At 43.7% G+C, this 26,351-nt stretch carries 17 protein-coding genes; 11 read left to right on the top strand and 6 right to left on the bottom strand.

Annotation, left to right across the window (positions count from 1 at the left end):
- Window positions 1-31: 31 nt before the first annotated feature.
- The 4 genes from F7R58_RS06500 to F7R58_RS06485 all read right to left on the bottom strand — a co-directional run bounded on the left by F7R58_RS06500 (window position 32) and on the right by F7R58_RS06485 (window position 2,569).
- On the bottom strand, window positions 32-280 hold the full coding sequence (locus F7R58_RS06500) for a DUF6952 family protein (RefSeq protein WP_158064126.1): 249 nt from the start codon (window positions 278-280) through the stop codon (window positions 32-34).
- Window positions 280-588: a thioredoxin family protein gene (locus tag F7R58_RS06495; protein ID WP_158064125.1), complete on the bottom strand. Its 309-nt coding sequence runs from the start codon at window positions 586-588 to the stop codon at window positions 280-282. Before F7R58_RS06495 ends, F7R58_RS06500 begins: the two co-directional genes overlap by 1 nt.
- 20 nt (window positions 589-608) lie before the next feature.
- Window positions 609-1,247, bottom strand: coding sequence for a peroxiredoxin (locus F7R58_RS06490; RefSeq protein WP_158064124.1), 639 nt, complete (start codon window positions 1,245-1,247; stop codon window positions 609-611).
- Window positions 1,248-1,345: 98 nt separating this feature from the next.
- On the bottom strand, window positions 1,346-2,569 hold the full coding sequence (locus F7R58_RS06485) for a pyridoxal phosphate-dependent aminotransferase (protein ID WP_158064123.1): 1,224 nt from the start codon (window positions 2,567-2,569) through the stop codon (window positions 1,346-1,348).
- Between the two features lie 91 nt (window positions 2,570-2,660).
- Between F7R58_RS06485 and rsmG the strand changes: the two genes are divergently transcribed.
- A complete protein-coding gene (gene rsmG, locus F7R58_RS06480) occupies window positions 2,661-3,296 on the top strand; it encodes a 16S rRNA (guanine(527)-N(7))-methyltransferase RsmG (protein WP_158064122.1) in 636 nt (211 codons plus the stop codon).
- 17 nt (window positions 3,297-3,313) lie between these two features.
- Window positions 3,314-6,025 carry a PD-(D/E)XK nuclease family protein gene (locus F7R58_RS06475; protein WP_158064121.1) on the top strand — a complete coding sequence of 904 codons (2,712 nt, stop codon included), beginning with the start codon at window positions 3,314-3,316 and terminating at the stop codon, window positions 6,023-6,025.
- On the opposite strand, the gene F7R58_RS06470 is transcribed toward F7R58_RS06475, so the two are convergent.
- Complete coding sequence (locus F7R58_RS06470; RefSeq protein ID WP_158064120.1) at window positions 6,026-7,630, bottom strand: S8 family peptidase; 1,605 nt, start codon at window positions 7,628-7,630, stop codon at window positions 6,026-6,028.
- Window positions 7,631-7,683: 53 nt separating this feature from the next.
- Between F7R58_RS06470 and F7R58_RS06465 the strand changes: the two genes are divergently transcribed.
- From F7R58_RS06465 to F7R58_RS06445, 5 genes are all read left to right on the top strand, one after another.
- Entirely contained in the window at window positions 7,684-8,820 is a 1,137-nt protein-coding gene (locus F7R58_RS06465; RefSeq protein WP_158064119.1) for a DegT/DnrJ/EryC1/StrS family aminotransferase, read from the top strand.
- An 84-nt stretch (window positions 8,821-8,904) separates the two neighbouring features.
- Complete coding sequence (locus tag F7R58_RS06460; RefSeq protein WP_158064118.1) at window positions 8,905-12,801, top strand: response regulator; 3,897 nt, start codon at window positions 8,905-8,907, stop codon at window positions 12,799-12,801.
- 8 nt (window positions 12,802-12,809) lie between these two features.
- Entirely contained in the window at window positions 12,810-13,166 is a 357-nt protein-coding gene (locus tag F7R58_RS06455) for a response regulator transcription factor (RefSeq protein WP_158064117.1), read from the top strand.
- A gap of 2 nt (window positions 13,167-13,168) precedes the next feature.
- The gene (locus F7R58_RS06450; RefSeq protein ID WP_158064116.1) at window positions 13,169-14,230 is read left to right on the top strand and encodes a HEAT repeat domain-containing protein; all 1,062 of its coding nucleotides are present in this window, start codon (window positions 13,169-13,171) and stop codon (window positions 14,228-14,230) included.
- Window positions 14,227-17,640 (top strand): sulfatase-like hydrolase/transferase, encoded by a 3,414-nt coding sequence (locus F7R58_RS06445; RefSeq protein WP_158064115.1) that lies wholly within the window; start codon window positions 14,227-14,229, stop codon window positions 17,638-17,640. Before F7R58_RS06450 ends, F7R58_RS06445 begins: the two co-directional genes overlap by 4 nt.
- 31 nt (window positions 17,641-17,671) lie before the next feature.
- Here the strand turns inward: F7R58_RS06445 and F7R58_RS06440 are convergent, their stop codons facing one another.
- Window positions 17,672-18,940 (bottom strand): YaiO family outer membrane beta-barrel protein, encoded by a 1,269-nt coding sequence (locus F7R58_RS06440; RefSeq protein WP_158064114.1) that lies wholly within the window; start codon window positions 18,938-18,940, stop codon window positions 17,672-17,674.
- Between the two features lie 120 nt (window positions 18,941-19,060).
- Between F7R58_RS06440 and F7R58_RS06435 the strand changes: the two genes are divergently transcribed.
- The 4 genes from F7R58_RS06435 to galE all read left to right on the top strand — a co-directional run bounded on the left by F7R58_RS06435 (window position 19,061) and on the right by galE (window position 26,112).
- The gene (locus tag F7R58_RS06435) at window positions 19,061-21,277 is read left to right on the top strand and encodes a DUF4838 domain-containing protein (RefSeq protein WP_158064113.1); all 2,217 of its coding nucleotides are present in this window, start codon (window positions 19,061-19,063) and stop codon (window positions 21,275-21,277) included.
- A 187-nt stretch (window positions 21,278-21,464) separates the two neighbouring features.
- On the top strand, window positions 21,465-24,191 hold the full coding sequence (locus F7R58_RS06430) for a two-component regulator propeller domain-containing protein (RefSeq protein WP_158064112.1): 2,727 nt from the start codon (window positions 21,465-21,467) through the stop codon (window positions 24,189-24,191).
- A 43-nt stretch (window positions 24,192-24,234) separates the two neighbouring features.
- Window positions 24,235-24,894 (top strand): response regulator transcription factor, encoded by a 660-nt coding sequence (locus F7R58_RS06425; RefSeq protein WP_158064111.1) that lies wholly within the window; start codon window positions 24,235-24,237, stop codon window positions 24,892-24,894.
- A 201-nt stretch (window positions 24,895-25,095) separates the two neighbouring features.
- A complete protein-coding gene (gene galE, locus F7R58_RS06420; RefSeq protein ID WP_158064110.1) occupies window positions 25,096-26,112 on the top strand; it encodes a UDP-glucose 4-epimerase GalE in 1,017 nt (338 codons plus the stop codon).
- Window positions 26,113-26,351 lie beyond the last annotated feature (239 nt).

Below are 26,351 nucleotides of genomic sequence, written 5' to 3'. Positions count from 1 at the left end.
TGAAGTCCTTTCTTTCTGTTATTTAAGTGAATTATTTATCGATTGAGCCCATCACTTTCTGGGCAAAACTGTTCAGTGCATCTTTCTCGCTCATACCGTTCTTAACATTGGCATGTGCTTCCAGAGCCCCGCAGATATTGGTGATCAGTTCCCCAACTACATTAAGGTCCTCCTCGGAAGTACCTCTGAATTCTGAAAAAGATTCCAGGACTTCCAGTGTGGCCTCCAGTTTTTCAGGAGTCTGATTCTGGTAGAACTGTCTTATTACCGGTAGTTTCATTACGCTAATTCTTTAAAAAGGTTAATTAGGCTGTCCTGCTGGTTAGTCTGTACCTGATTAACGAGCTCTCCAGCTTTGAACACCGCAAAAGTAGGCAGATTGTCCACCTTGGCTAATTTCCGGCTCTCCGGCAGTTTTTCAGCATCTACGTAGTAAAACGGAATGTCTTCGTTTTCAGCAGCCAGTTTCTTAAACTTAGGCTTCATAATCCGGCAGTTACCGCACCATGTGGCACCATACTGCACTACTACTTTATCGTGTTCTGCAATTTTTTCCTGAAGGATGTCTTCAGTTAGTTCTGTATACATGTCTTCAAAAATTTAAAATATTAGTTCTGGTGCTTTGCCAGGTATTCTGCAGTAGATTCGCGGTTGGCGTTCATTGCTTCTTTACCTTCCTCCCAGTTGGCAGGGCAAACTTCACCATGTTTCTGTACGTGCGTGTAAGCATCAATAAGTCTGATGTATTCCTTTACGTTTCTTCCAAGAGGCATATCGTTTACGGACTCATGGAAAATTTTCCCGGTTTCATCTACAAGATATGTTGCTCTGTAGGTTACATTAGAGCCTGTGAAAGTTTCGTTACCTTCCTCATCGTATTCAAAATCCTGATCCACAATTCCAAGAGTATTAGCCAGCTGACGGTGCGTATCAGCCAGAATCGGGTAGGTTACCCCTTCAATTCCTCCGTTTTCCTTTGCTGTGTTCAGCCAGGCAAAGTGAACTTCATTGGTATCGCAGGAAGCACCGATCACTCTTGTATTCCTTTTTTCAAATTCGCCAAGCGCATCCTGGAATGCATGTAATTCTGTAGGGCAAACGAAAGTGAAATCTTTCGGATACCAGAAAAGCAGGATCTTCTCATTGTTTTTTGTAGCTTCTTCAAAAATGTTGATCTTCAGATCATCACCCATCTCAGACATCGCATCTACAGTGATGCTTGGAAATTTTTTTCCTACTAATGACATAATTTTAATTATTTATTGTTGTTAATTTCGTAATACAAATGTACACAGTTTTGTCTATTAAAACAATAGATATTCATTTATAAAAACTATCAAGGTGATTAGGAAGGATTTATTTCTTCTACTGAACTTATCACTGTTTCCTCCAGGCATCTTTTTATCCGGCGCATCGCTTCTCTAAGATCCTGCTCTGATGCCGCGTAGGAAAATCTGAGACAATCTGGGCTGCCAAAAGATACGCCACCCACTGAACCCACATGTGCGTTTTCAAGGAGATACATGGCAAGGTCGTCTGAATTTTCAATTTTCCGACCGTTCAGTGTTCTCCCGATATAATATGATACATCGGGAAACAGATAGAAAGCTGATTTGGGCAACAGAACTTTGAAACCCGGAATTTCTTTCATCAAATCATAAAAAAGATCCCTTCTTTTGCGGAATTCGTCAATCATATATTTGTATTCGGCAGGATCCGTCTTCAGGGCAGTCATGGCTGCACGCTGAGCTACGGTATTGGGTCCGCTGGTCATCTGTCCCTGTATCTTTTCACATGCACGGGCCAGCCATTCGGGACATGCGGAGTAACCTATGCGCCACCCCGTCATGGCAAATCCTTTGGACATGCCGTTGATGACCGCTACCTGATCATAAATTTCGTCAAAAGCTGCAATTGATTTGGTGCTGGTTTCGTAGTTGATGTATTCATAAATCTCATCAGAAATCACGGTGATTTGCGGGTGTTTGGCTATTACTTCAGCCAGCGAACGTAACTCATCATAAGTGTAATAGCTTCCTGAAGGGTTACACGGTGAACTGTACAGCAGGACCTTAGTGCGGGGTGTGATCGCTTCTTCAAGCTGCTCTGCCGTAATCTTGAAATCGTTTTCGTAGGCTGTATTGATGATCACAGATGTTCCGTCCATCATTTTCACCATCTCATCATAGCTCACCCAAAAAGGTGCAGGCAGTATTACTTCATCGCCCTCGTTCAGTACCGCAGCAAGCACATTCAGGATGGCTTGCTTGGCACCATTGGACACACAAATTTGAGTAGGCTTGTAGTCCAGGTTGTTGTCGCGCTTAAGTTTTGCAGCAATAGCTTCCCTAAGTTCCAGAAAACCCGGTACCGGCGAATAATGGCTGAAATTCTGGTCGATCGCGTCGTGTGCAGCCTGTTTTATATTTTCAGGCACATCAAAATCGGGTTCACCCAGGGTGAGGCTTATGACGTCCGTACCGTTTGCACGCATTTCGCGTGCCTTATTACTCATTACAAATGTTTGGGAATAGCCCAGGCGTTTAAGCCGGTTGGATAGTCTGTCCATTGGAAATTTTGTGGTTCATACAAAGATAGGTTTTGTAAATTATTTTGCCGGCCGCAAAAGGAAAAGTATTTTTGTGCGAAGAATATAAATAATGCCTGCAGACCTTATCATCAAATATTTCCCGGATCTCACTGACACTCAGATTAAGCAGTTTGAAAAGCTGGAAGGCCTATATGCCGAATGGAATGAAAAAATCAATGTGATTTCCCGAAAAGATACCGACTCGCTGTATGAGAAACATGTGCTGCACTCACTGGGTATCGCCAAGATAATGGAGTTTGCCCCGGGTACCAAAGTCTTGGATATCGGCACCGGGGGAGGGTTTCCGGGCATCCCGCTGGCTATTCTGTTCCCCGAAACTCAGTTTACACTTATAGACAGCATCGGTAAGAAAATCACTGTAGTGCGCGCAGTTGCTGAAGCCCTGCAACTTGAGAACGTGACGGCAGTTCATGAACGTGCCGAAAAACTGAAAGAAAAATTTCATTTCGTGGTGAGCCGGGCGGTCACTCAGATGCCCGAATTCCTTCGCTGGTTGCGGGGTAAATTCGAAAAAGAGCAGTTTAACAGAAAACACAATGGCGTACTGTATCTGAAAGGCGGCGATTTGGGCGAGGAACTGGCCGGTTTGCGCTGCGAAGTCCATTCTTTGAAAGACCATTTTGAAGAAGAATTCTTTGAGACCAAAAAAGTGGTATATTTATCCAAAGGCAATTTTGCTTCCTGATTTTAGATTACATTGACATGCGCTTTTTGGATAAAATATTAACAGAGCTTCTGGAACAAAACCCTGATTTATCAGGGTTTAATATTGTCCTGCCGGGTAAAAGGCCAATTGTTTTCATCAAAAGGATCCTGATGGAAAAAGGCTATTCAGGATTTCTGCCTGCTTTCCATACCATAGAAGACCTGATTCTTGAAATATCGGGGATGCAGCGTTTGCAGGGCATTGGTCTTTGGCTCTTTGCCTACGAGGTGTACAGTGAACTTAACCTTAGTCCGAAGGACGATTTTGCAGGCTTCGTGAAGTGGTTTCCTACTGTACTGAAGGACTGGGATGATATCCTGAAGTTCTCCGACAGTGACAGCGCAGTACTTGAGTATATGTTTGATGAGGAACGCATAAAAGCCTGGGCTCAGGATTTGGGTGAGCAGGAAGAATTGCCGCGTAAGAAATACCTCACCTTCTGGAGGAATATGAATGTGTTTCTTCCTGTCTTGAAGCAGAAACTTCGCGAACGGAACTGGGCGACATCCGGTATGATACATGAGGCAGTGAGAAGTAAGATTGAACCCTTTGCGCAGGAAACGTCAAAGGTATTTGTGTTTTGTGGCTTCAATGCATTTACAAAAGTTGAGGAGCAGCTTGTGCGCAGCCTGCTTCAGTGGGACAGGGGTCAGGTATTTTTCCAGGGTGATGCCTATTATGTGGATGATGAGAAACAGGAAGCGGGAAAATTCCTGAGGGAGCACCGTAAATGGAAGGAATTCAATAACAACCGTGATTTCCGCTGGATTGAAAATGATTTCCGGGAGTCCAAAAAAATTAAAGTTTACGAAGTTTCCGGAAATGTTTCTCAAACCAAAATCCTTCCGGGAATTCTGCGTGGGATAAAAGACCGAGAAACAGACCTTTCCGATACCGCCGTTGTTCTGCTGGATGAAAATCTTTTGCCCGCCACCCTGGACGCACTCGCTGAAGTGGAGATCCTGAATATTACTATGGGTTTTCCGCTCAGAAATTTAGGTTTCAGTAACGCGGTGAAACACCTTTTCCATCTGCATAAGCAACTGGAATCAAAACCGGGTTCTTACTACTATAACGACCTGTTCTCAATTCTGGAGGAACTGCCCAATTCCGACGGTGACCTCAGAATAATTTCAGATTTCAAATCATTTGTAGAGTCCCGGAATATTGTTTATCTGTCCGGACGACTCGTTAGCGAACATCTGAAAAACCTTTCTTATTTCGGGCTTTTCCTTCCCGCATCCGATGTGAATGCGTTTCTGGACCTGATTATTGAGTTTTGCTTTAAACTTAAATTTAACGAACTGGACGATATTCAGTATGAAAACATCTCCCATTTTGAAAAGTCTTTCCGTGTGATCCGCAACCAGTTGGCGCCCTACCGTTTTCCGGTAAAGATGGAAACATTGGAGGTGTTGGTCAATCAGTTGGTGAATTCGGAAGCTATCGATTTTCAGGGAGAACCCTTACAGGGCTTGCAGGTAATGGGGCTTTTGGAGACGAGGCTGCTCAATTTTAGAAATATTATTCTGCTTTCCGTGAATGAGGGCAAACTGCCGCTGGGAAATACTCAGAATTCCTATCTGCCTTTTGATGTAAGGACTCATTTTAACCTTCACACCTTTCTGGAAAACGACAGTATTTACGCTTATCACTTCTACCGTTTGCTTCAGGATGCGGAAAATGTACATCTTCTGTATAATGCGCTGAGTTCCGGTGTGAATACCGGCGAAAAAAGCAGGTTTATCACCCAACTAGAATTTGAAGATCACTTCCATCAGATTGAGCATGTAGTGATCGAGAACGCTTCTAATCCCATGAGCAAGCAGCCGGTTATCATTGAAAAGACGCAGGCGGTGCTGGATCAGCTTGAAGTCTGGAAAACACGCATCTCAGCAACTCATCTTACGGGTTATCTGTATAATCCACTTGACTTTTACCTGACCAAAATACTGAAGACCAGGGAGGCCAGCCAGATTGAGGAAGAACTTTCTGTCATGAATTACGGAAACCTTGTGCATTATGCCCTGCAGGTCATTTATGAAGGTGTAGGCAATGAGGTGCTTCACGAGGGGGATCTGGCATTGACAGACGATCAGTTTCTTGAAGTGATTAATATCTCCATCGAAAATCTGAACCATCAGCCTGAATTCTACGACAAAGGGATGAACTATATCCATAAGAATGTGGCCCTGCGTGCGGTGAAAAAGGTGGTGCAGCACGATCTTGAACTGATAAGAAGCGGCCGTCAACTGCGTATTATAGCTCTGGAACATGAATTTCAGGATGTGGATTTCTACCTGGACGAAGACAGAACAGATAAAGTTTCCTTTTACGGGTTTATCGACCGCATTGATGAGCTGGACGGCGTGCTGAGAATCATTGACTACAAAACAGGGAAGAGTAAGGAGCTTAAAGTTTCAATAGAAGACAAAAACCGCGAGGATTTCTTCTTTAATGACTCCAAAAAACAGGCACTCCAGCTTTGCATATATAATTATGTCATGCAGCGGCTCCCGCAGTTTGCTGGGCGCAGTATTCAAACAGGCATCTGGAGTTTTGCGGAAGTAGGTAAGGGTGTTATTCCGCTTCATTTTGAGAAAGGGGAACTTCAGGACGCCATGGTTTCCATACGGAATCTCATCCTTGAAATCTTAAATCCGGAAATTCCCTTTACCGAATCGGTGCATGAAACTTTTGAGATTTAATTACTTTTTGATAAGTTTCTCCGTAAAGTGACTTTTGTCGGTTTTTACGGTAATTAAATAGACTCCGGGCTGCAGGCTGCTGACGTCCATAATTTTGTGGATAGGATTTGAGGTCATTACCAGACGCCCGGCGGGATCGTAAATCTGCACGCTAAGCAATTTTTCAGAAGTGCTGAAATAGATCCGGTCCGTTGCAGGATTTGGATAGAGTTTCACAGTATTCAAATGTGCTGATGATGTAGCCAGGTACTGCTGAAAGGCATTTCCAAAATTTAAGATTCCGTAACCCATCTGTACATTCGTATTTGGGTAAAGAGAGGCCGTCTGCCTCAGAAGCGTGCGCAGGTACTCACGGGAGGTACCGGGTGCGACTGCCTGCAGCAAACATGCAACACCACCTGCCGCCAGGGGCGAGGCCAGGGAGGTTCCGTTTGCGGCAGTTGTGCTGCTGTTGTAAACGGTTGCCGTGGCCGTTCCGCGGGCGCTTGCATCAGGTTTCACCACGCCCGCCGCGTTGGGTCCGTAGGAAGAGAAGGGAGAGGGGTTGCCACTCGCATCTACAGAGCCAATGGTGAAAACTTTCGGATTGTCGGCCGGTGTCCCAATGTAATGCCATGTCTGTGAACCGGAATTGCCGGCGGCCGAAACCACGAATATCCCCTTCTCGGCCGCGATCTGTGCGCCGCGCGCAATGAAGGAAGTGGTTCCGTTCATATCGGCGTAGGTATAGCTGTATCTGGGGTCGTCAAAAGTAGTGTAACCCAGGGAAGAGTTGATGACATCAACACCTTTACGGTCGGCTTCTTCAGCAGCCATAATCCAGTAAATTTCTTCCTGCGGAATTTCTACTGAGGCATCTTCTGTGGCATACAGATAAAGGTCGGCATCCGGTGCGGCGCCCACAAACGCCTGATCCAGATATCCACCTATTACACCCAGTACATAGGAACCATGTGAGTTTAGGGCAGTATTATAAATATCGGTAGTCTTGCTGATGAAGTTATATCCGCCTTTTATTTGACCGTTGGTCCAAAGCCTTTGGTAGGCTGTACCTGTATCAACGCTGGGAAATCCGGTATCCAGAACCGCAATTGTGATTCCGGCACCCGTATAGCCCGCCAAATGGAGATTCTTGAGGTTGATCTGTTCTGTCTGGACCAGTGCAGTACCGTAATTAAAATTGAAGGCAGGTGTTTTTGCTGTTGTCGCGAATTTATCCTGAGGTACCAGGCCTTTTACCGTGGCATGAGCATTTCTGGCAAAACTTTGTACAGACTGTACAAAAGGCAGGGTTTGAAGCTGTGCGATTTGTGCCGGAGTGGCCAGCACGGCAACGCCATTCAGCCACTTGGAATAATCTGAAATCGGGAATCCGAGGTTCTGGATGTTCTGCAGGTAAGCGGGCTCCACGGGTGCATCCTGGTCGTTAAGCACAATACCCTGGGCGAGCCGGCGGTCCAAGGATTTCTGCGTGAGTTCAGACAGCGGGTTGGCATAAAATGTTGCTTTGTTGGGCTTGTCCGCAAAGTATACAAAAACAAGTTCGGACTGCGCATAAATGCTGACAGACAGGAGCAAAATAAGGGTACAGCTAAACTTTTTCATAAATTTCTTTAGATATTTAAATATATGTAAATTTACGCCATATTGTATTTAGTATGAAGAAAATTCAGATGGTAGATCTGCAAACGCAGTATTTTAAAATAAAAAGCGACGTAGACAATGCAGTCCTTAATGTGCTGGAGTCGGCCGCGTTTATTAACGGCCCGGAGGTTAAATCCTTTCAGACTGAACTGGAAAACTATCTGGATGTAAAACATGTAATTCCCTGTGCCAACGGTACGGATGCCCTTCAGATTGCCTTGATGGCGTTAGGTCTGGAAGAAGGTGACGAAGTGATTACCGCAGATTTCACATTTGCCGCAACCGTTGAAGTGATCCATCTGCTGAAACTTAAGGCTGTTCTGGTAGATGTAGATTATGACACCTTTACAATTGACACAGAAAAGCTCAGGGCGGCTGTTACACCACGCACCAAAGTAATCATTCCTGTACATCTTTTTGGTCAATGTGCCAATATGGAAGAAATCCTTTCAGTGGCCAGAGCCCATAAACTGGAGGTGATTGAAGATAATGCCCAGGCAATCGGATCTGAATTTACATTTTCTGATGGCAGCGTACGCAAGGCGGGAACGATGGGAACGATGGGAACAACCTCCTTTTTTCCGTCTAAGAATTTAGGGTGCTATGGCGACGGAGGAGCTGTTTTTACCAACAGTGACGAACTGGCGCATAAGCTCCGCGGCATCGTAAATCATGGAATGTATGAAAGATATTATCATGATGAAGTAGGTGTTAATTCAAGGCTTGACAGCGTTCAGGCAACCATTCTGCGCAAAAAACTGCCGCATTTGGATGGATATAATGAAGCCCGCAGAAAAGCAGCAGACTATTACGATGAAGCCTTCGGCAACCATCCACAGATTCTTATACCCAAAAGGACAGATTACTCCACACATGTATTTCATCAGTACACGCTCCGGATACTGAATGGACAGAGGAATGCGTTACAGCAGTTCCTGGCTGAAAGAGAAATACCTGCCATGATCTATTACCCTGTTGCGTTAAGGAAACAGAAAGCCTATTATCAGGAAAGCAATCCGGAAGATTTCGTGAACACCGACCTGCTTTTGGATCAGGTTTTATCACTGCCTATGCATACCGAGTTGGAGGAAGAGCAACTCAAATTCATCACCGATTCAGTACTGGAGTTTCTGTCAACCGCTCAGGATTAGGCAGACTCAATAGTAAAATAATTGAAATCAGGGACACATAATTGCTGTCATATCAGGCCGCGTAGCCTTATCAAACCATTTTAAATGAAAAATTTTCCCCGTACTGAAAACGAAGAGGCAAGGTTGAATAAACTGGCCTATTATGATCTGCTTAATATGGCAAAAGATCAGGATCTCGATGTGTTTTCCGAGGCTGCCTGCCTTGTTACTGATTGTCCGGCATCACTTATTGGAATGATGGAGCGGGATGCACAAACCATACAGAGTTGTGTCGGTCTTGAATTCCAGTGTGTAGACCGCCGGAACACCGTATGTCAGTATACCGTTGAAAGCGGAAAAACACTTGTGATTAATGACACGCTTTCCGACGAACGGACGTCTTCAAACGAACTGATTGTCGCAGGGGGCATCAGATTCTACGCAGGAACTCCACTTCTGGACGATGAGGGGTTTGTACTGGGAACGCTTTGTGTTATTGACTTTGAACCCAGGACATTGACTGCCCGTCAGGTTGCGGCACTGGAGAAGATTGGCCAGGCGGCTGCCGTACAGCTGATGGCCAGGCGTAAGCAGACAAATGCAGAGTATTTCGAGCAATTGTTTTCAGTAACAAATAATCTTATTTGCGTTACCGACAATGATTATATTTTGAAGGATGCAAATGCGGCATTTTCCCGCACTTTGGAGCTTAAATCCGACGTTAAGGGTCAAAATTTTCTGGATATTCTGAAGGCGCACGGCAGTAGGCCCCTACCAGAAGATTTGCTGCTTAACGATAACGGCGAATACTCCTTCAGGGGTTACCTGCGCTCCGATTCCGGGGAAACAACCATTATTGAATGGCTGATTAAAAGTAACAACAGCGGCACAGAAGTTTTCTGTTTTGGCAGGAATATCACACAGCTTGTTCAGGAGAAACAGCGTTTGGAAAAATCGGAAAAGAAGTTCCGGAGTTTCTTTGAAAATGCCATTGGCCTGATGAGCATGCATGATATGGAAGGAAATATTCTGGCGGTGAATGAAAAAGGACGTCAGATGTTAAACTACAGTTCAGAGGAGGCGAAAAAACTCAACCTGCGTGACCTTGTACCCGAAACGCGGTGGGTTGAGCTCTCCGAATATCTGGACAGGATAAAGAAAAACGGCGAAGATTCCGGTTACATGGTCTTACATTCCCGGGAGGGACAGGAATTTATCTGGATGTACCACAATATGGTAGAGACTGATGAGAATGGGATGCCCTACGTGCTTAGTACTGCATTGAACGTGACTGATAAAATGGCCCTGGAAAAAGATCTTGTTTATACCAAGAAAATTCTGGAACAGACCAGTGCCGCGGCCAGAGTAGGCGGCTGGGAAGTCAATATTATTACACAGAAAACTTATTGGTCCGACACCACGCGGGAGATTCATATGGTACCACCGGATTACGAGCCGGACCTGGATTCGGCACTTGCTTTTTATACGGAGGAAAGCCGGGAAAGAGCAACCACGCTCTTCAACCGCGCTGTGGGTATGGGAGAACCCTATGATGAGGAACTGCAACTCCAGCTGCCTCAGGGCCGGTGCATTTGGATTCGGTCCATAGGTATTCCGGAATTTGAAAACGGCGTTTGCCGTAAAGTTTTCGGGATTGTTCAGGATATAGACCAGGCTAAAAGAACCTATATGGAGCTTGAGAAGAAGGAAGCGATGCTACAGTCTTTTATCAGCGATGTTCCTGTAGCCATTGCGATGTTCGATAATGACCTCAATTACCTCTCAGTTAGCAAGTGCTGGACAGATGAATTTTCCATGGACCCCAATTTCATTATCGGTAAAAATATTTTTCAAATTTCTCCGAACATTCCTGAAGATCGTGTACAGATCTACAAGGAAGCCCTTGTCGGAAAATCCTACAGTAATGAAAATTTAACCGTTCCCGTGTCCAATAAAGAGGAACCTCAGAATTACAATCTGCAGGTTGGACCCTGGTACCTGTCTGATGAGGTAATTGGAGGTATCATAGTCACCGTACAGAATGTCACCCAGCGGGTTAAAACTACGCAGGAACTGAAAACTGCCAAAGAAACTGCTATTCTTGCCAACAAAGCAAAATCTGAATTTCTGGCCAATATGAGCCACGAAATCCGAACGCCACTCAACGGTGTCATTGGATTCTCCGACCTCCTGCTGCGCACGCCCCTGAATGAAATGCAGACCCAATACCTCAATTATATTAATGAGTCGGGTGAAAGTTTGCTTTCTATCATTAATGATATCCTGGATTTTTCTAAGATTGAATCGGGCAAACTGGAACTTATGATTGACCGGACTCAATTATACGACCTGGTTAGTCAGGTGATGAACGTTATCCTGTACCAATCCCAGAAAAAGGATCTTGAACTGCTGTTAAATATTGAGCCCGGGCTGCCACAAATAGTTTTAATGGATGAATCCCGTGTGCGCCAGATTCTTATCAATCTGCTGGGTAATGCAGTGAAATTCACAGACCGTGGCGAAATTGAACTTAAGGTACAGCAACTGGACAAAGATCCGGACCGCATTAAACTAAGATTTTCTGTCCGTGATACCGGTATCGGAATTCCTGAACACAAGCAGCAGCGTATCTTTGATGCTTTCACCCAGGAAGACAGTTCTGTAAGCAAGAAGTATGGAGGTACCGGACTGGGACTTACTATTTCCAATAATATACTGAAGTATATGGGAACTTCGCTGTCACTAAGAAGCACCCTGGGAGAGGGATCCGAGTTTTATTTTGATATAGAAGTGCCGTATGAGGAAGGTAATATCAATGATGAGGAGGATATAGCCGCCCTGGGTATTGAGCGAGTACTTATTGTAGACGACAACGAAAACAACAGGATGATCCTTCAGCACATGCTCGCTTTTAAAGGTATTAATTCCCGACTTGCCTCGAACGGGATGGAAGCGCTTCAGATTCTAATGGCAGGCGAACGGTTTGATGTCATATTGATGGATTATCATATGCCGGTAATATCGGGCATTGAAACCATCGACAAGATTCGTGAACTCTTTAAAGAAAAGGAAGAAGTTTCGCCATTGGTAGTGCTTCATACTTCTTCGGAGGAACATGAAGTGATTAACTCCTTCCGAAAGAATGAGAACAGTTTCTGCCTGCTTAAACCCATAAAATCCCGGGATCTTTATCATACGCTGAAACAGGCTGTACATCAGTTGGATCAACAGGCTGTAAATGTAAAAACCGAAAAGGATGAGGTAACTCTGTCAGGTCTGAAGGTACTGTTGGTAGATGACAACCCCGTGAACATGGTCCTCAACAACCGAATGATGCAGTCCCTGGTGCCTGAAGCGGTTTTTACTGAGGCTACCGACGGTAAGCAGGCCTTAGAGCTCTGCCACAGTCAGTTCTTTGACCTCATCCTGATGGATGTGCAGATGCCGGTGATGGACGGAATTGAGGCAACCAGGATGATTCGGCAACTGCCGGGCCAACAGCCAGTAATAATAGGCGTCACAGCCGGTAACGTTTTGGGTGAAAAGGAAAAATGCCTGGACGCGGGTATGGATCATTTCCTGACAAAACCGTTAAGACAGGCAGAGCTTCTGGAAGCACTGAAAACACATATTTATGATAAGGCTGCAGACTGGCAAAATGGGGAAGAATCGGACCTCTATCTGGATATGAATCATCTGGAACAGCAAATAGGGGATGACAAAGACTTTCGTGAAATGTTTCTTAATCTGGTAATTCAGGAAACGGAAACTTCGGGAAAGGCACTTGCTGAGGCCTGTAGGGCAGGAAACGCAGATGAAGTAAAAAAGATTCTCCATAAACTAAAAGGCACCGCGGGCACTGCCGGATTGTTCAGTCTCGCTGATACCGCTGCCAGATGGGAAAATACCGTAGACCGTAATCCGGATTTCATCGCTCTGGACAGTGAGATCGCAAAGGCAATAACAAAGGGATTAGAAACAATAAAAAGATTAATAAAATAAACCAGACTATGACTATTTTAATAGCTGAGGATGATGAACTTATTTTAAGAACTATTGAACACAAACTGCAGAAGGAAGGTTACGAAGTGATTCTCACCAGAAACGGAAAGGAGGCAATTGATACAGTTATGGAGAGGAATGTAGACCTTGTCATTAGTGATATTATGATGCCTTTTGCTTCCGGGGTTGAAATACTTGCAGCTATAAAATCCGCAGGTAAGAACATTCCTGTAATTATGCTCTCCAGCATGGGCCAGGAAGATGTAATCCTGAACGCTTTTGGTTTGGGAGCAGCCGATTTCATTGTAAAACCTTTTAGCCCTAACGAACTGATGCTTAGGGTGAAGAGATTAGCGGCATCCTGATTATGTTGCTTAGTATTTCCCTCCATTTTCTCGTCATAGTACTCATCAGCCTGCTTGCTGTGGTGTTGCTGCTTATTTTTGCTGTACTGCTTTATGGATTGCTGCAGTACCGAAAGCAGGTTAGCATTGAATCGTGGTCTGCAGAGATTGACGCTGTAATTGCCGGGGCGATTGTAAATGGAGGCGAGGTCCCCGGTCGAATCAATAATTCCGGAATTGCCCAGCGTCCTGCCTACCGGAGGCTCATGCTGGAAAAATTAATCAGCGCCGAAAAGAAGTTTTCCGGCGGCGCAGGCCTCATCATACGGTCGCTTTTTAATGAAAATGGTTTGGAAAAGGAAAGTTTAAGTAAACTTGGCCAAAAGCGGACGCATCTTATTGCGGGTGGCATACTGGAGCTTACCGCAATGAGGGTAGGAAAGGCTTTGCCGGCCATCTCACGGCTGCTGCATCACCCGTCACCTCAGGTGTATCAGGAGGCACAGTATTCTGTAGTGACTTTCAATGGTTTTGAAGGTCTGAATTTTTTAAATGATGCTCAGGGAATACTGTCGGAATGGCAGCAGTTGCGGCTGCTCAATTCCATACCGGAGGTTCCGCCGGATTCTGAAGGCATGCTGCGCGAGTGGCTGCAAAGTGCAAATCCATCTGTGACTGTTTTTGTACTGCGGATCATCAGCAAATATCAATTGCTTAATATGTATGCTGATGTATTAGCCCTTTTCAGTCATCCAAACATACAAATCCGGCTTCAGGCCGTGGAAACTCTGCAAACACTGGAGAATGCAGAAACACTGTCGGATTATTTTTCATCATACGAAACCCAGCCTGATGAGGTGAAAGTTGAAATCATAAATTCAATTTGTAAAATGTCCGACATTCGCGCGGCCGACTTTTTCAGGCAAAAACTATTGGGTAATGACTCTGTAGCAGCAAGGATTGGTGCCGCAAAAGGTCTACACGGACTTAATCTGTCCGGAGAGTTGCAGTCCTTAGCTTCAAAGTCCTGTTCCCCTTCAGAATTGGTTTCAATTATTAAACACGTTTTACAGGAAAAAATATGACAGAGTTTTCCCACATTGTTTATGAGGTTGTAATATGGTTTTTCCTGCTTTATGCATGTGGCGTTCTGCTGGTGTACAGTTGGATGGGAATATATGCACTTGGAGCTATCCTGCGCTATAAGAGGGAAAACACATTTACAGATTACAATATTATTGCATCCAATCCCAATGCCCCTGTTTTCAGCTTAATTGCCCCGGCATACAATGAGGGGATGACGATTGTGGAAAATGTTCGTTCCCTGCTGTCCCTGTATTATCATAATCTTGAGATTATTATCGTTAATGACGGCAGTAAGGACGATTCCATTCAGAAACTCATCGATGCCTATGAACTTGAGTCTGTGGCTTTTTTTATTCAGGGCAATATACCTACGGCGGAGGTGCGCGGAATCTATAAAAGTAAAAACCCGGCATTTCATAAACTCATAGTCGTGGATAAGGCAAACGGAGGTAAAGCCGATGCGCTGAATGTAGGTGTAAATATTTCCAGCGGAGATTACCTGGTTTGTATTGATGTAGACTGTATTCTGGAGCAGGACTCAATACTTAAACTGGCGAAACCTTTTCTTCAGCAAACTGATAAGAAACTCATCGCCTGCGGCGGAGTAATCCGTCTGGCCAACAACTGCCGGATTGAGAACGGTAAAGTGGTGGAAGTCAATCTGCCGAGAACTTTGCTTGGTAAAACACAGGTCCTGGAATACATCCGTGCTTTCGTTCTCGGACGCATGGCGTGGTCCCGAGCCTCCGGACTTATTCTGATTTCAGGCGCCTTCGGCGTTTTCGACAGGAAAATTGTTCTGGCCTGTGGAGGATATGATAAGAACACAGTGGGCGAAGATATGGAACTTGTGGTGCGCATGCGTCAGTATATGGAGGAGCGCAATGAACCTTATGAAGTGATTACCATTCCGGACCCCCTGTGCTGGACCGAAGCTCCGGAATCCAAAGAAATTCTTGTAAAACAGCGTAACCGATGGATGCGCGGGACTATGGAAACACTTTGGAAGCACCGCCGGATGATGTTCAATCCCAAGTACGGCAAATTAGGCACGGTAAGCCTTCCGTATTGGTTCAGTTTTGAATTTTTAGGACCAATCATTGAATTTGCGGGATATTTCTTTTTCATCCTTTTCCTCATCCTCGGCATTATCAACTGGTCATTCTTTCTGATTCTCTGTGCTCTCGTTATCTCAGCCGGATTCCTCTATTCATTCTATGCCATTCTTGTTGATCTGGTGAGCAGGCAGGTCTACACCAAGCGAAAGGACTTTCTTTCCTTAATAGGGACGGCCCTTCTGGAACCATTTTACTTTCATCCTATTGTAGTGAAGGCAGGTGTTAAAGGTTTTATCGATTATTTTAAAAAATCACATTCATGGGGCGAAATGACCAGGCAGGGTTTCAGTCAGGAAACAAAAAACCTTCCGTGGGGAAAAAGGATGCTGGCTATCCTGAAATTTGGACTAAGGTCCTGGGGGGTAACTGCTGCTGTGTTTGTACTCATGTTTTTAATTTCAGTGGCTGCCGAATGGGCCTGGTACAGGTATGCAGTAGAAAGTTTTGAATCGCATCTTATCGTACTGAGTCTTCTTTTGGATAATACGCTGTTCCTTTTCAAAATCTTGTTTGGTACTGGTATTATTTATCTGCTGTTAAATTTTGTAAAAACCGGATGGGCCCGTAATCTCGCGCTGATTCTTTTCAGTGCCATGATTATTTTCCAGTTCGTCCTGTTTATTTATTTTTCGGAATCCGGCAACATGCTTGGTGCCGATGTACAGTATTACACCAAGGCTGAAATGAAGCAAACGTTGGATGCCAGTGGAATGCTCACTATGAAGAATATGGCGCTGATGCTAATTCTTACTGTAATCGCGGTAATCCCTTTTTACTTAGCAGGCAGAACTGCTTTTAAATCGCCGCTTGCCGGTATTGTAATTCTGTCCGTAGGACTTGTTTCGTTCCTCATCCCCAGACATCTTATCGATACGGATAAAATTAACGAATTCGGACAAGCCGCCGCAAAGAGTAAATGGGAATATTTCTTCAGTTCAAATATGAACAATGTGCTTGCCCGTCCTGAAATTTCAGAACTCTTAGGCAATGGAGGTAAGTTTAATTTGCATTCAGAAATGCTGGATGAAAATTATCCGTTTTGGAAAAAAGAAGATACACAGGATTTCCTGGGACCTCTGCTAAATAAGTCAGAAAAAGTTCCCAATCTCGTTCTAATTGTAATGGAGGGGTTTGGTCATGCATATACCTCGCCGGAAGGTTATATTGGTAATTTTGCACCTTTTCTAGACAAGCTGTCTTCTAAAGGGCTATCCTGGGAAAATGCCCTCAGTTCTTCCGGGCGTACATTTGCGGCTTTGCCCACGCTCACGGGATCACTTCCTTTCGCGCAGAACGGTTTTCTGGAACTCGAGAGAATACCGCCGCACTTTAACCTTTATAATGTATTGCAGCGGAACGGTTTCAGTACAGGGTTTTATTATGGGGGTGACAGTCATTTTGACAAGATGGACCAGTACCTAAAATATAGCGAAGTAGAACATATTATTGATGAAAAGTCCTTTGGACGGGGTTATTTAAAACTGCCATCAAAAAATGGGCAAAGCTGGGGTTATGAGGATCAGGCCGTATTTTCTAAAATGCTTCACTTTCAGGAAGAACAAAACCGTCCCTATTTTAATACGCTATTTACACTTTCAACACACAGTCCTTTCCTCATTAACAAGGCGGGCTATTATGAAAAGCAATTCTTTAGGATTTTGAATTCCGGAAAATTGAATCCGCAGCAAAAACAACTTGCCACTGAGCATAAAAAACAGTTAACCGCAATTCTGAATGCAGACGATGCATTGAAAGGTTTTTTTGAAGAGTACCAGAAACGTGCAGATTTTGCAAACACCATTTTTGTAATTACCGGAGATCACAGTATGCCGGAGATTATGCTGCAGTCTAAAATTGACCGGTTCCGTGTTCCATTGGTTATTTATTCAAGTTTAATCAAAGAACCTAAACGTTTTAATACCATTGTAAGTCATTTTGATGTGGCACCCTCACTGCTTTCCTATTACCGCAGAAATTATAACCTGAAAACGCCGTCCACCGTCGCATGGGTAGGTGAAGGTCTTAAAAGTACTCAGAGTACAAATGCGGCGGGGATTCCTATCATGAAAAGTAAGGACCAACTCCAGAATTTTGTTTTCGGAAACTATCACTTGCAGGACAAGCAGGTTTTTCACTTAACAAAGATGCAGGAGGACCCTGTATATGATGCAAAAGAGCGTAAAAGAATATTGAGTTATTTTAATAATTTCCGGGCTATGAACAGTAGTTTCACCTCATCAAACAAACTAATGCCGGACAGCACAGTGACTAATTTTTTCAGAAACCGGTAATTCCACCCCGTAAATTAACGGGGCCTTTTAATTAAAACCTTTTGGTATATCCTAAAGAAAGATCAAACTGATTCCCACGGGTATTGGCTCTGTATTCCTGATTAAAATACATAGCTCCTACTGAAAAAACGTTGGTTTTGTTTATTACAAAATTATAGTCTGCACCAATTTTAAAGGTTTTCAGTTTATAGTTTTCGCTCTCGAGCAAATTATTGCGGCTGTCGTCGGGACTTATTCCGGTTCCGGCCTGTACGGAGATATAATCGTCAGCACCTTTTGTGTAATATCTTACGGTTCCTGTGTAGGAATGTGAAATATTCTTTTCGTCCGGAGTAATGTACGTTCGAAGGTTAAACCAGAAATTTTTATAGTATTTACCTACTGCAGCCGTATAAAGCCAGATATTATCTGAAAAATAAAGCTGGCGATAACCAATTTCGGCCTCAAAACTTTTGGGCAGATTTGCATTCAGAGATAAGCCGGTTCTGTATTTTGGAAAAATGCCGACGTCATTTGAATATCCTGCGCCTACATACAGGTAAAATGTTTTAGAAAGTCGTGGATAAGCTTCCAGTTCAAGCTGAGTGCCGGTATCGCCAAATTTATTAGCCAAATTTCCTTTCAGAATAACGGAGCCGACAGGTGTTACCCTTTTGTAGCTAAGACCTGTTAAATGCCAGTCTTCAGCAAACTGTTTATCAAAATGAGTGTAGCTGTAAGTTATTCCGATCGCATTTTTGGCAGTAAGATCTCTTAGCTTTACAAGCATTTCCCGTGCTTCAGTATTTACTGGATTAATTGTTAAAACTTTATTTGCCGCTTCTTCTGCTTTCAGATACTGATTTTCGCTGAAGTATACTTTCGATTGCAGCAGCCATAATGTTTCTGAGTCAGGATGAAGTGCAGTGGCCTTTTCCAGGATTTCCAGTGCGCGGCCATTACTGTCATTCCAGTATTCCAGAGAGGCATATGCCAGAAAGAAATCGGCATCATCTTCCTGCTTACGCTCAAGTTCGGCAAAAACAGCCCGCGCTTGATCTACGTTCTTATTCCATGTATAGAGCCTCCCTACAAAGACGGAAATATCGGTGTAATCCGGTGAGATTTCCAAAGCCTGTTTTGCCAGGGAGATGGCTTTCGGATAGTCTTTATCTTCAAATGCGGCTGTGCGGGCCTGAATAAAAAGTTCGTCTGAACTTGGCTGTTGCTGCGCCAATGCACTTAAAGGCAACATACAAAATGAAGCAACGGCGATTGTTTTTTTGGGAGCTGAAATAAATGAAAAATAAGATGACTTCATGGGCGTGTTTTGCGGAAACAAATATATTGAACTTTTAGGATAGTAGAAGCTATGGTATCGCACGATGATATTCTCGCCCGGTAACATTTATAATATTATTTTTGCCCCTTAGCATTTTAAATGAAAATTCTGTATGTTATTATATTCCTGTTTCTGATGCGGGGTAATTCTGCCGCACAGCAATTCTCACTCAACGTGGTGAAAGCGGGCAAATCTGAATATGTTATTATTATTCCGGCAGAGGCTTCGGAAAATGAAAAGAAAGCTGCGCGAATATTGCAACGTTATTTTCAAAAGGTGACTGGTGCACTACTGCCTGTTTCTACTGTTGCGGGAGATAAGCCTGCGATCAGTATTGGCAGTACGGTTTCTCAGTCTGAAGTTTTATCCACCGATACATTTTCAATTTCGAATAACGGCAAAAATATAATTTTGGAGGGGAATGGCCACCGCGGTATTTTGTTTGCGGTTTACCATTTTATAGAAAACTATCTAAAATGCCGTAAATGGGCGCCAAATGAGCCTGCGGAATGTCCAAAAATCCGGGATATCCGTATCAACCTTCCGGTAGATATAATTGAAAAGGCTTCGTTTGACTACCGCGAGGTTTATTCAACAGCGGAATCGGACGAGGAATATATGGACTGGTACAAGCTTCACCGCCTGGATGATTACTGGGGCCTGTGGGGGCATTCCTTTTCTACCCTGGTACCCAACATATTTTTTAAAAAGCATCCCGACTATTTTTCTTTATCCAGAGGCAAAAGGACTTTGCAGCAATTATGTTTGTCACATCCAAAAGTCCTGCAGCTTACCCTTGAGAAACTTGAAATACTGTTCAAAGAAAATCCTGATAAAAAATTCTGGTCCATAAGTCCCAATGATAACAGCAGTCACTGCGAATGCGGACTGTGCAGTACTGTAAACAGGGTAGAGGGAGGGCCGCAAGGTACCCTCATTCAGTTTGTAAATATTATTGCTGCCCGGTATCCGGAAAAAACCTTCACCACTATTTCTTACGGGGCTACAGCGCGTGCACCACTTCGTACCAAACCACTTCCTAATGTCATTATTCTGCTCAGTAATATTGAAATTTTCAGGAATGAACCGGTCGAAACAGGGAAATCGGCGGCTGCTTTCAGGAACAATCTCAAAGACTGGCTTCAGATCACTCCTCATGTGTACGTGTGGGATTACTATACGCAGTTCACCAACTATCTCGCGCCCTTCCCGGATTTTCCCAATGCCGGTTCCAATGTTCATTTCTACAAAAAAAATAAAATCAAAGGAGTTTTTGCGCAACTGGGAGACCAAAATTACGTAGATCAGGTTGAACTGAAATCGTACATCCTTGCTCGAAAACTATGGAATGAAGAACTGGATAATGAGATGCTTTTTGAAGAATTTGTTAAAGGATATTATGGTGAAGTCTCTGTTTTTGTCAGAGATTATCTTCTGAATTTAAGGTCAAATGTGGAGAAGTCCGGCCGGAAGCTTGATATATATGGTAATCCTGTTAAAGAACATGATGCTTACCTTTCGTCAAAGCAACTGGCGCAGTATGAGGCACTTCTCGATCGTGCTGAAAGTGCTTCGGTCAGTAAAACCATTCGTGCCCGTATTCGCAAGCTTCGGCTCTCGCTGGACTACACCAGACTTCAGCAGGCAAAATTCTTCGGGAAAGATGCCCACGGGATTTATTCTCAAAGTCACGCCAGAAAATGGGAAATAAGGTCTGGTCTGAAAAAGAAAGTGCACGACTTTGGTCTTAGTCTAAAATCCGCAGGTATTACCCAACTATCAGAAGGTGGACAGACTGCTCAATCATATATCGAAGAATGGTCACAGATATTTCAAAAAGAAATCCCGGTCACCCTGGCCACCGGTGCGGCGGTTAGTTTTGAGAAACCCTGGATTCAAGATTATCCTGCAAAAGGAACTCGGACTTTAACGGACGGAATGTACGGTATGCATGATTTCAGCTTAAACTGGCTTCTTTTTGAAGGCAGCAATACAATCACTCTTGATCTTCGGCAAGAAACATATGTTACTTCCATTACTCCGAATTTTCTGGAAGACCAGAGACACTGGATTTTTCTTCCTAGAAAAGTCTCGATAACTGTTTCGGCGGACGGCCTGCACTATAATGAGTTGTCCTCTTTTCAATCCTCGGTAACGCAAAAGAAGAGTGTTACATCCTATCCTGTCACTTTTACTGCAGGTAAAAAAATAAAATACATAAAAATTTCTATTGATCCGTTGCCCCAATTGCCCGAGTGGAAAAGCCACCCAAGCAAGAGCCCGTTGGTTGCCATAGATGAGATTTGGGTAGAATAATTAAGTAAAAAAGATAGTGCTGAAATTCAGCTGTATTCGTTTGTTTATAAAAGATTATAACGATATTACCGGTTCGTTAGACGCATTTCTATTCAGCGATTAAGTAAAATAGTATCCGTAAAGTTAAAACAGCAGCAAATTTCCGTTAATTTATATTAATTGTCCGCAATTTTTGTTAAATTTAATTATGCAAAGCGGCAATATTGCTACTCCCTCAAATAAATTATCCGGACGCCAACTTTTCGTAGCTGTAATGCTGGTGCTTTTCATGCTGTGGCCGCCTCTTTTTCATGCCCAATATGCCTCGGTAATTGAAAATATTACCGAGAATGAAGGTCTACCCACCAATTATATCTTTAATATTACAGAAGATCACAATGGCTTTTTGTGGTTTGGTACAGATAAGGGTCTGGTGAAATATTCCAATGGCAAATTTCTGATTTATGATGCAGAAAATGGAGGGTTGCCCGGGAATTATATCCATCATGTGTTGCCGGACCAAAAATCGGGCATGTTTGTTTGGGCATCAGGGAAGGATTTGGTTTTTTTTAATACCGAAAGAAATAGGGTGACGCACCGTTACCGTCATATTGGGAAAAAAGGTTTGATCTACGGGCTTTTCCCATCGGATGTGAATCCGGATTTCGTCATATGTTCCAGTGAGAGTGAAGATTTTATTTATGCAGTGAGCAGAAATGACCTGACAAAGATCTACAAAATTCTTCCAGCATACATTAGGCAAAATGGAGGCAGTAAGAAGTATTTTGCGGTAGTGAAAGGACAAGAACTTTTGGTTGCTACCGACCGTTTCCGCACCGAAAAAGCTCCGGCAGTACAGAAAGGTATTACTTACCGTGTGCTTTTTGGAACAGGCATCATCCGTTCTATTAATGATAAAGTCCTGGACACCATAAATGAGAGAAACGGACTCGAAAGTCATATGTTAACGGATATTCATCAGACAGCCGAAGGTCATTTATACTTTTCTACGTTGGGCGGTGGTTTTTCCTATATCCGCAATGAAGGTCAGCGAAAAGCCTATCCGCTGGCAAACGGCAAAGTCAGATCTGTTGTGTTCAGCAATAATAAGTATTATGTACTTTCACGGGGTGAGGTGTTGGTGCTGGACGGTAAGAAAATAGAATCCAGGTTTGAGGTTGGAAGGGACGCGCTTACGCTGTTCGTGGACGGAAACAGATTATATGCAGGCACGTTCAACGGGCTGCAGGTGTATGTCATCAATAACGGAAAACTTAAGCTGGAAAGGATGTTTCACATTACCGACGGCATTTCTAAGATCTTTAAAACTCCCGATGGTAAGCTGGTCTTTTCAACTTATGGCAACGGACTTTTTAAAGAAAACGGCCGCGGCTTTAAAAATATCAGGCTACCAGTCTTTAACAATATTGAAAATGTTTTTGAAAGTTACGGGGGAAATTTTTTTGCCACATCTTATGAATCCGGATTCATTGAGTTCGACAGTGCAATCCGGACAGCGCGCAGTGTAAGCAGGAAAAACGGCTTGGAGTCCAACAATATCAACTATATTTATAGTGAAAAAGATACTTTGTGGGTTGGATCACCCTCCGGACTGACAGCCAGGGTGAATAACAGGCAGGTTCTGAATCTGGGCAGGAAACAGGGATTTTCAGGAAATTCTGTGAAAAGCATATTCCGCTGCAGGCAGGGACGCTTATGGGTAGTTACCAATACGTTGTTAATGGAGAAGACAGCGACGGGCCTGAAGCCTTTTGGTTCCTTTGGAGGGCATGGTGGCAGAAGCCCATACATAAGCTACGCAAAATATATTCCGGAAAAAGATGAACTTGTGATCGCAACCAGATTGAGGCTTTCCGTCTTTGCCATGAGCGAAATGATTCCCAGCAAAAAAGTTCAGCCCCCTTCTCTGGAATATATTGAAGCGGATGGCCGCATCATAAATTATTTTAAGAAAGTGGAACTTGAACCGGACAATATGCAGACTGTCTTCACTTTCCGGACGGTGGACAAAGATTTTCTGGATCAGTCCGGCCTTTATTATAAACTTGGTGCGGGCGGGTGGCTCCCCTTTTCAAACGGTAATAAACTCTTGCTTACACACCTGAACGCCGGCCCGCATCAGCTTCAGATCAAAAGCCGCAACCGGGACGGTTATGAGGAAATCTACCCTGGAGTAATCGAAATCCACGTTCAGCCTCCTTTTTACCGTAAATGGTGGTTTATCCTCCTTATGGTGACTATGCTGATTGGACTGAGCAGTTTTTTAGTTTATCAATACTACCGAACGAAATACGAGCGTAAACTGCATGACTCCAGGGTAAACGAAGAAATTGAGGAAGAGCGCCGGCGCATCAGCCGTGACCTTCATGATAATATCGGTGCGTACACGACCAGTCTTATTATGCGGATTGAGAACCTGGAACAAAAGCATGGCGACAGGAGTGCTGACCTGCAGGAAATCCGCGAAATATCCTATCATATTATGAGTTTACTGCGCCAAACCATCTGGGTACTTAAGATGCGCGAAACAACTGTTGAAAACTGTTATGAAGGCTTACTGAGCTACAGTACACGCTATTTTAAGACTGTGCCCCACATTGAGCTCAATATTTCTGAAAATATCGCCGTAAACCGCAGCATGGAATCGTCCAAATCCATCAGTGTGTTCAGGATTGTGCAGGAAGCTCTGCATAATATAGTGAAACACTCGGGTGCAGACAGGGTAGACATATATTTTGAATCAACGGACAAAATGTCGCTAACGGTAAAGGACAACGGAACAGGATTCAACGAAAGAGAACATTCCAACGGTTTTGGACTCAGCAATATGAAGGCCCGGGCTAACGAGATAGGTTTTGAGCTGAAAGTGAAAACAGGGCCTGAAGGCACAGAAATTACGATAGTAGAGCAATAATAATCGGGGACAAGCAGTATATTAGCAGTATAAAAACACAGATATGATAAAAGTTGCAATTGTTGACGATAATGCACTTAACCGAAATACCATCAGGGAAAAAATTACAAACAGCAATATTGTCATTGATTTTGAAGCCCGAAACGGCGACGACTTCTTCGGTCATCTGGAACGCATACCGTCATCAGATTATCCTCAGGTAGTGCTGATGGACCTGGAAATGCCGGTGCTGGACGGCATTGCTGCCATATCAAGCGCAGTGATCCGCTATCCTGGAATTAAGTTTATCGTGCTTACTATCTTTGAAGATAATGAAAGGATTTTTGAGGCCATCAAGGCCGGCGCCAGCGGTTATCTGCTTAAGGAAGATAAGGGCGTGAACATCATTGAAGCCATACGAAATGTGGTGGAGTATGACGGCATACCCATGAGTCCGGCCATTGCGCGGCGGGCTATGAAGCTGTTAAGCGAGGGCAGCCAGCCGGATCAGTCGCTGCAGTCACCAAAAGATTACCAGTTAAGTGACCGCGAAACTGAGATTCTGACAGAAATTGTAAAGGGACTTTCGCCGGTACAGATCGCCGAGAAACTCTTCATCAGCCCCAACACTGTGAGGACCCATGTAAATAATATCTACAAAAAGCTGCATCTCAATTCCAGAAGCCAGATTATCAATCTTGCCTATAAAAATAAATGGATTTAAGCAGTGATGAAATAATAAATAAAAAAATTACGTAATTATGCGTATTGGAGGAAATAAATGCAGGTGATACATTTGTTTAACCAATCAGATAAATATACCCAATTGGGTGAGTAATTTTTTTTCAATTTTTTTATTTTTGGAGAAGTGTCCTGAATTTTTCGGGACACTTCTTTTTGTATATTTGCCAAAAGCACTGATTTTATGACCATTCTTGTAACAGGCGGCCTTGGCTATATCGGTTCGCATACCGTAGTAGAACTATTAAATAATAATTTTGAGGTCGTTATAGTGGATGATATGTCCAACTCAGAACGGTTTATCCTTAATAACATTGAGCAGATCAGCGGAAAGAAACCTGCTTTTTATCCTTTCGACCTAAAAAGAAAAGAACTGCTCGCACAAGTTTTTGAGGCCCACGAAATCGCCGGCTGTATTAATTTCGCAGCGTACAAAGCTGTAGGTGAGAGCCAGGAAAAACCGATTGACTATTACGAGAATAACCTTTTCACATTAATCAATATCCTTCAGGAATTCAAAGTCCGCAATATCACCAACTTTATTTTCAGTTCCTCCTGTACCGTCTATGGTCAGGCCGATGTGCAGCCTATTGACGAAAATACACCAATGAAGACGCCGGAATCGTCGTATGGAAAAACCAAACAGATGGGCGAGGAGATCCTGAAAGATTTTGCTGAAGCCCATAACCGGAAAGTATCGCTTCTCCGCTATTTCAATCCGATTGGTGCGCATCCTTCCGGACTTCTGGGTGAACTGCCGCTGGGCATCCCGAACAACCTTGTACCGTACGTAACACAAACCGCCTCGGGCATTCGCGAAAAACTGAATATCTGGGGCAATGATTATCCCACCGAAGACGGCACCGCGATCCGCGATTATATTTATGTGGTTGATCTGGCCAAAGCCCATGTAAAGGCTCTTCAGAAACTTATCTCAAGCCCTGAGCAAAAGGTGATTGACATCTACAATCTGGGTACGGGAAAAGGCTCCTCCGTACTGGAAGTCGTTCAGGCTTTCGAACGTGCCAACAGTGTAGAAGTCCCTTACCAGATCTGTGACCGCCGTGCCGGCGACATCACCATCGCCTATGCCAATGCCAACAAAGCAGAGCGTGAACTGGGCTGGAAAGCCGATACGGCCCTCGAAGAAGCCCTGCGCACCACGTGGCAATGGCAGAAGTACCTGGAATCACGTCTCTAAAAAAGGGATTTTTTTATATTCTTAGTATCATAGGTGCAACATAGCCCTCAACTTAAAAATTACTATCTCCGAAAAATTAAGGATGGAAAGCTTAAATTGACTGTGATTAATGCAGTAGCGAGTAAAATTGTTTTTGAGAATTTCCGCAGTCTGTAAAAAAGAGATCAGAATTATGTCAAAATTTATGCGTAATTATTTGTTTTATCTTAAGATGCTCAGGGAACGATATTATAACATGC

This window comes from Chryseobacterium sp., from assembly GCF_008831505.1.
GTDB lineage: Bacteria > Bacteroidota > Bacteroidia > Flavobacteriales > Weeksellaceae > Marnyiella.
The sequence above is the reverse complement of the archived record's forward strand: the minus strand, read 5'-3'. Positions and strand labels throughout refer to the sequence as shown.

What these genes read in the sequence shown, in the direction of transcription:
- F7R58_RS06500 (WP_158064126.1), bottom strand. Translation starts at nt 280, where the DNA reads ATGAAACTACCGGTAATAAGACAGTTCTACCAGAATCAGACTCCTGAA.
- F7R58_RS06495 (WP_158064125.1), bottom strand. Translation starts at nt 588, where the DNA reads ATGTATACAGAACTAACTGAAGACATCCTTCAGGAAAAAATTGCAGAA.
- F7R58_RS06490 (WP_158064124.1), bottom strand. Translation starts at nt 1,247, where the DNA reads ATGTCATTAGTAGGAAAAAAATTTCCAAGCATCACTGTAGATGCGATG.
- F7R58_RS06485 (WP_158064123.1), bottom strand. Translation starts at nt 2,569, where the DNA reads ATGGACAGACTATCCAACCGGCTTAAACGCCTGGGCTATTCCCAAACA.
- rsmG (WP_158064122.1), top strand. Translation starts at nt 2,661, where the DNA reads ATGCCTGCAGACCTTATCATCAAATATTTCCCGGATCTCACTGACACT.
- F7R58_RS06475 (WP_158064121.1), top strand. Translation starts at nt 3,314, where the DNA reads ATGCGCTTTTTGGATAAAATATTAACAGAGCTTCTGGAACAAAACCCT.
- F7R58_RS06470 (WP_158064120.1), bottom strand. Translation starts at nt 7,630, where the DNA reads ATGAAAAAGTTTAGCTGTACCCTTATTTTGCTCCTGTCTGTCAGCATT.
- F7R58_RS06465 (WP_158064119.1), top strand. Translation starts at nt 7,684, where the DNA reads ATGAAGAAAATTCAGATGGTAGATCTGCAAACGCAGTATTTTAAAATA.
- F7R58_RS06460 (WP_158064118.1), top strand. Translation starts at nt 8,905, where the DNA reads ATGAAAAATTTTCCCCGTACTGAAAACGAAGAGGCAAGGTTGAATAAA.
- F7R58_RS06455 (WP_158064117.1), top strand. Translation starts at nt 12,810, where the DNA reads ATGACTATTTTAATAGCTGAGGATGATGAACTTATTTTAAGAACTATT.
- F7R58_RS06450 (WP_158064116.1), top strand. Translation starts at nt 13,169, where the DNA reads ATGTTGCTTAGTATTTCCCTCCATTTTCTCGTCATAGTACTCATCAGC.
- F7R58_RS06445 (WP_158064115.1), top strand. Translation starts at nt 14,227, where the DNA reads ATGACAGAGTTTTCCCACATTGTTTATGAGGTTGTAATATGGTTTTTC.
- F7R58_RS06440 (WP_158064114.1), bottom strand. Translation starts at nt 18,940, where the DNA reads ATGAAGTCATCTTATTTTTCATTTATTTCAGCTCCCAAAAAAACAATC.
- F7R58_RS06435 (WP_158064113.1), top strand. Translation starts at nt 19,061, where the DNA reads ATGAAAATTCTGTATGTTATTATATTCCTGTTTCTGATGCGGGGTAAT.
- F7R58_RS06430 (WP_158064112.1), top strand. Translation starts at nt 21,465, where the DNA reads ATGCAAAGCGGCAATATTGCTACTCCCTCAAATAAATTATCCGGACGC.
- F7R58_RS06425 (WP_158064111.1), top strand. Translation starts at nt 24,235, where the DNA reads ATGATAAAAGTTGCAATTGTTGACGATAATGCACTTAACCGAAATACC.
- galE (WP_158064110.1), top strand. Translation starts at nt 25,096, where the DNA reads ATGACCATTCTTGTAACAGGCGGCCTTGGCTATATCGGTTCGCATACC.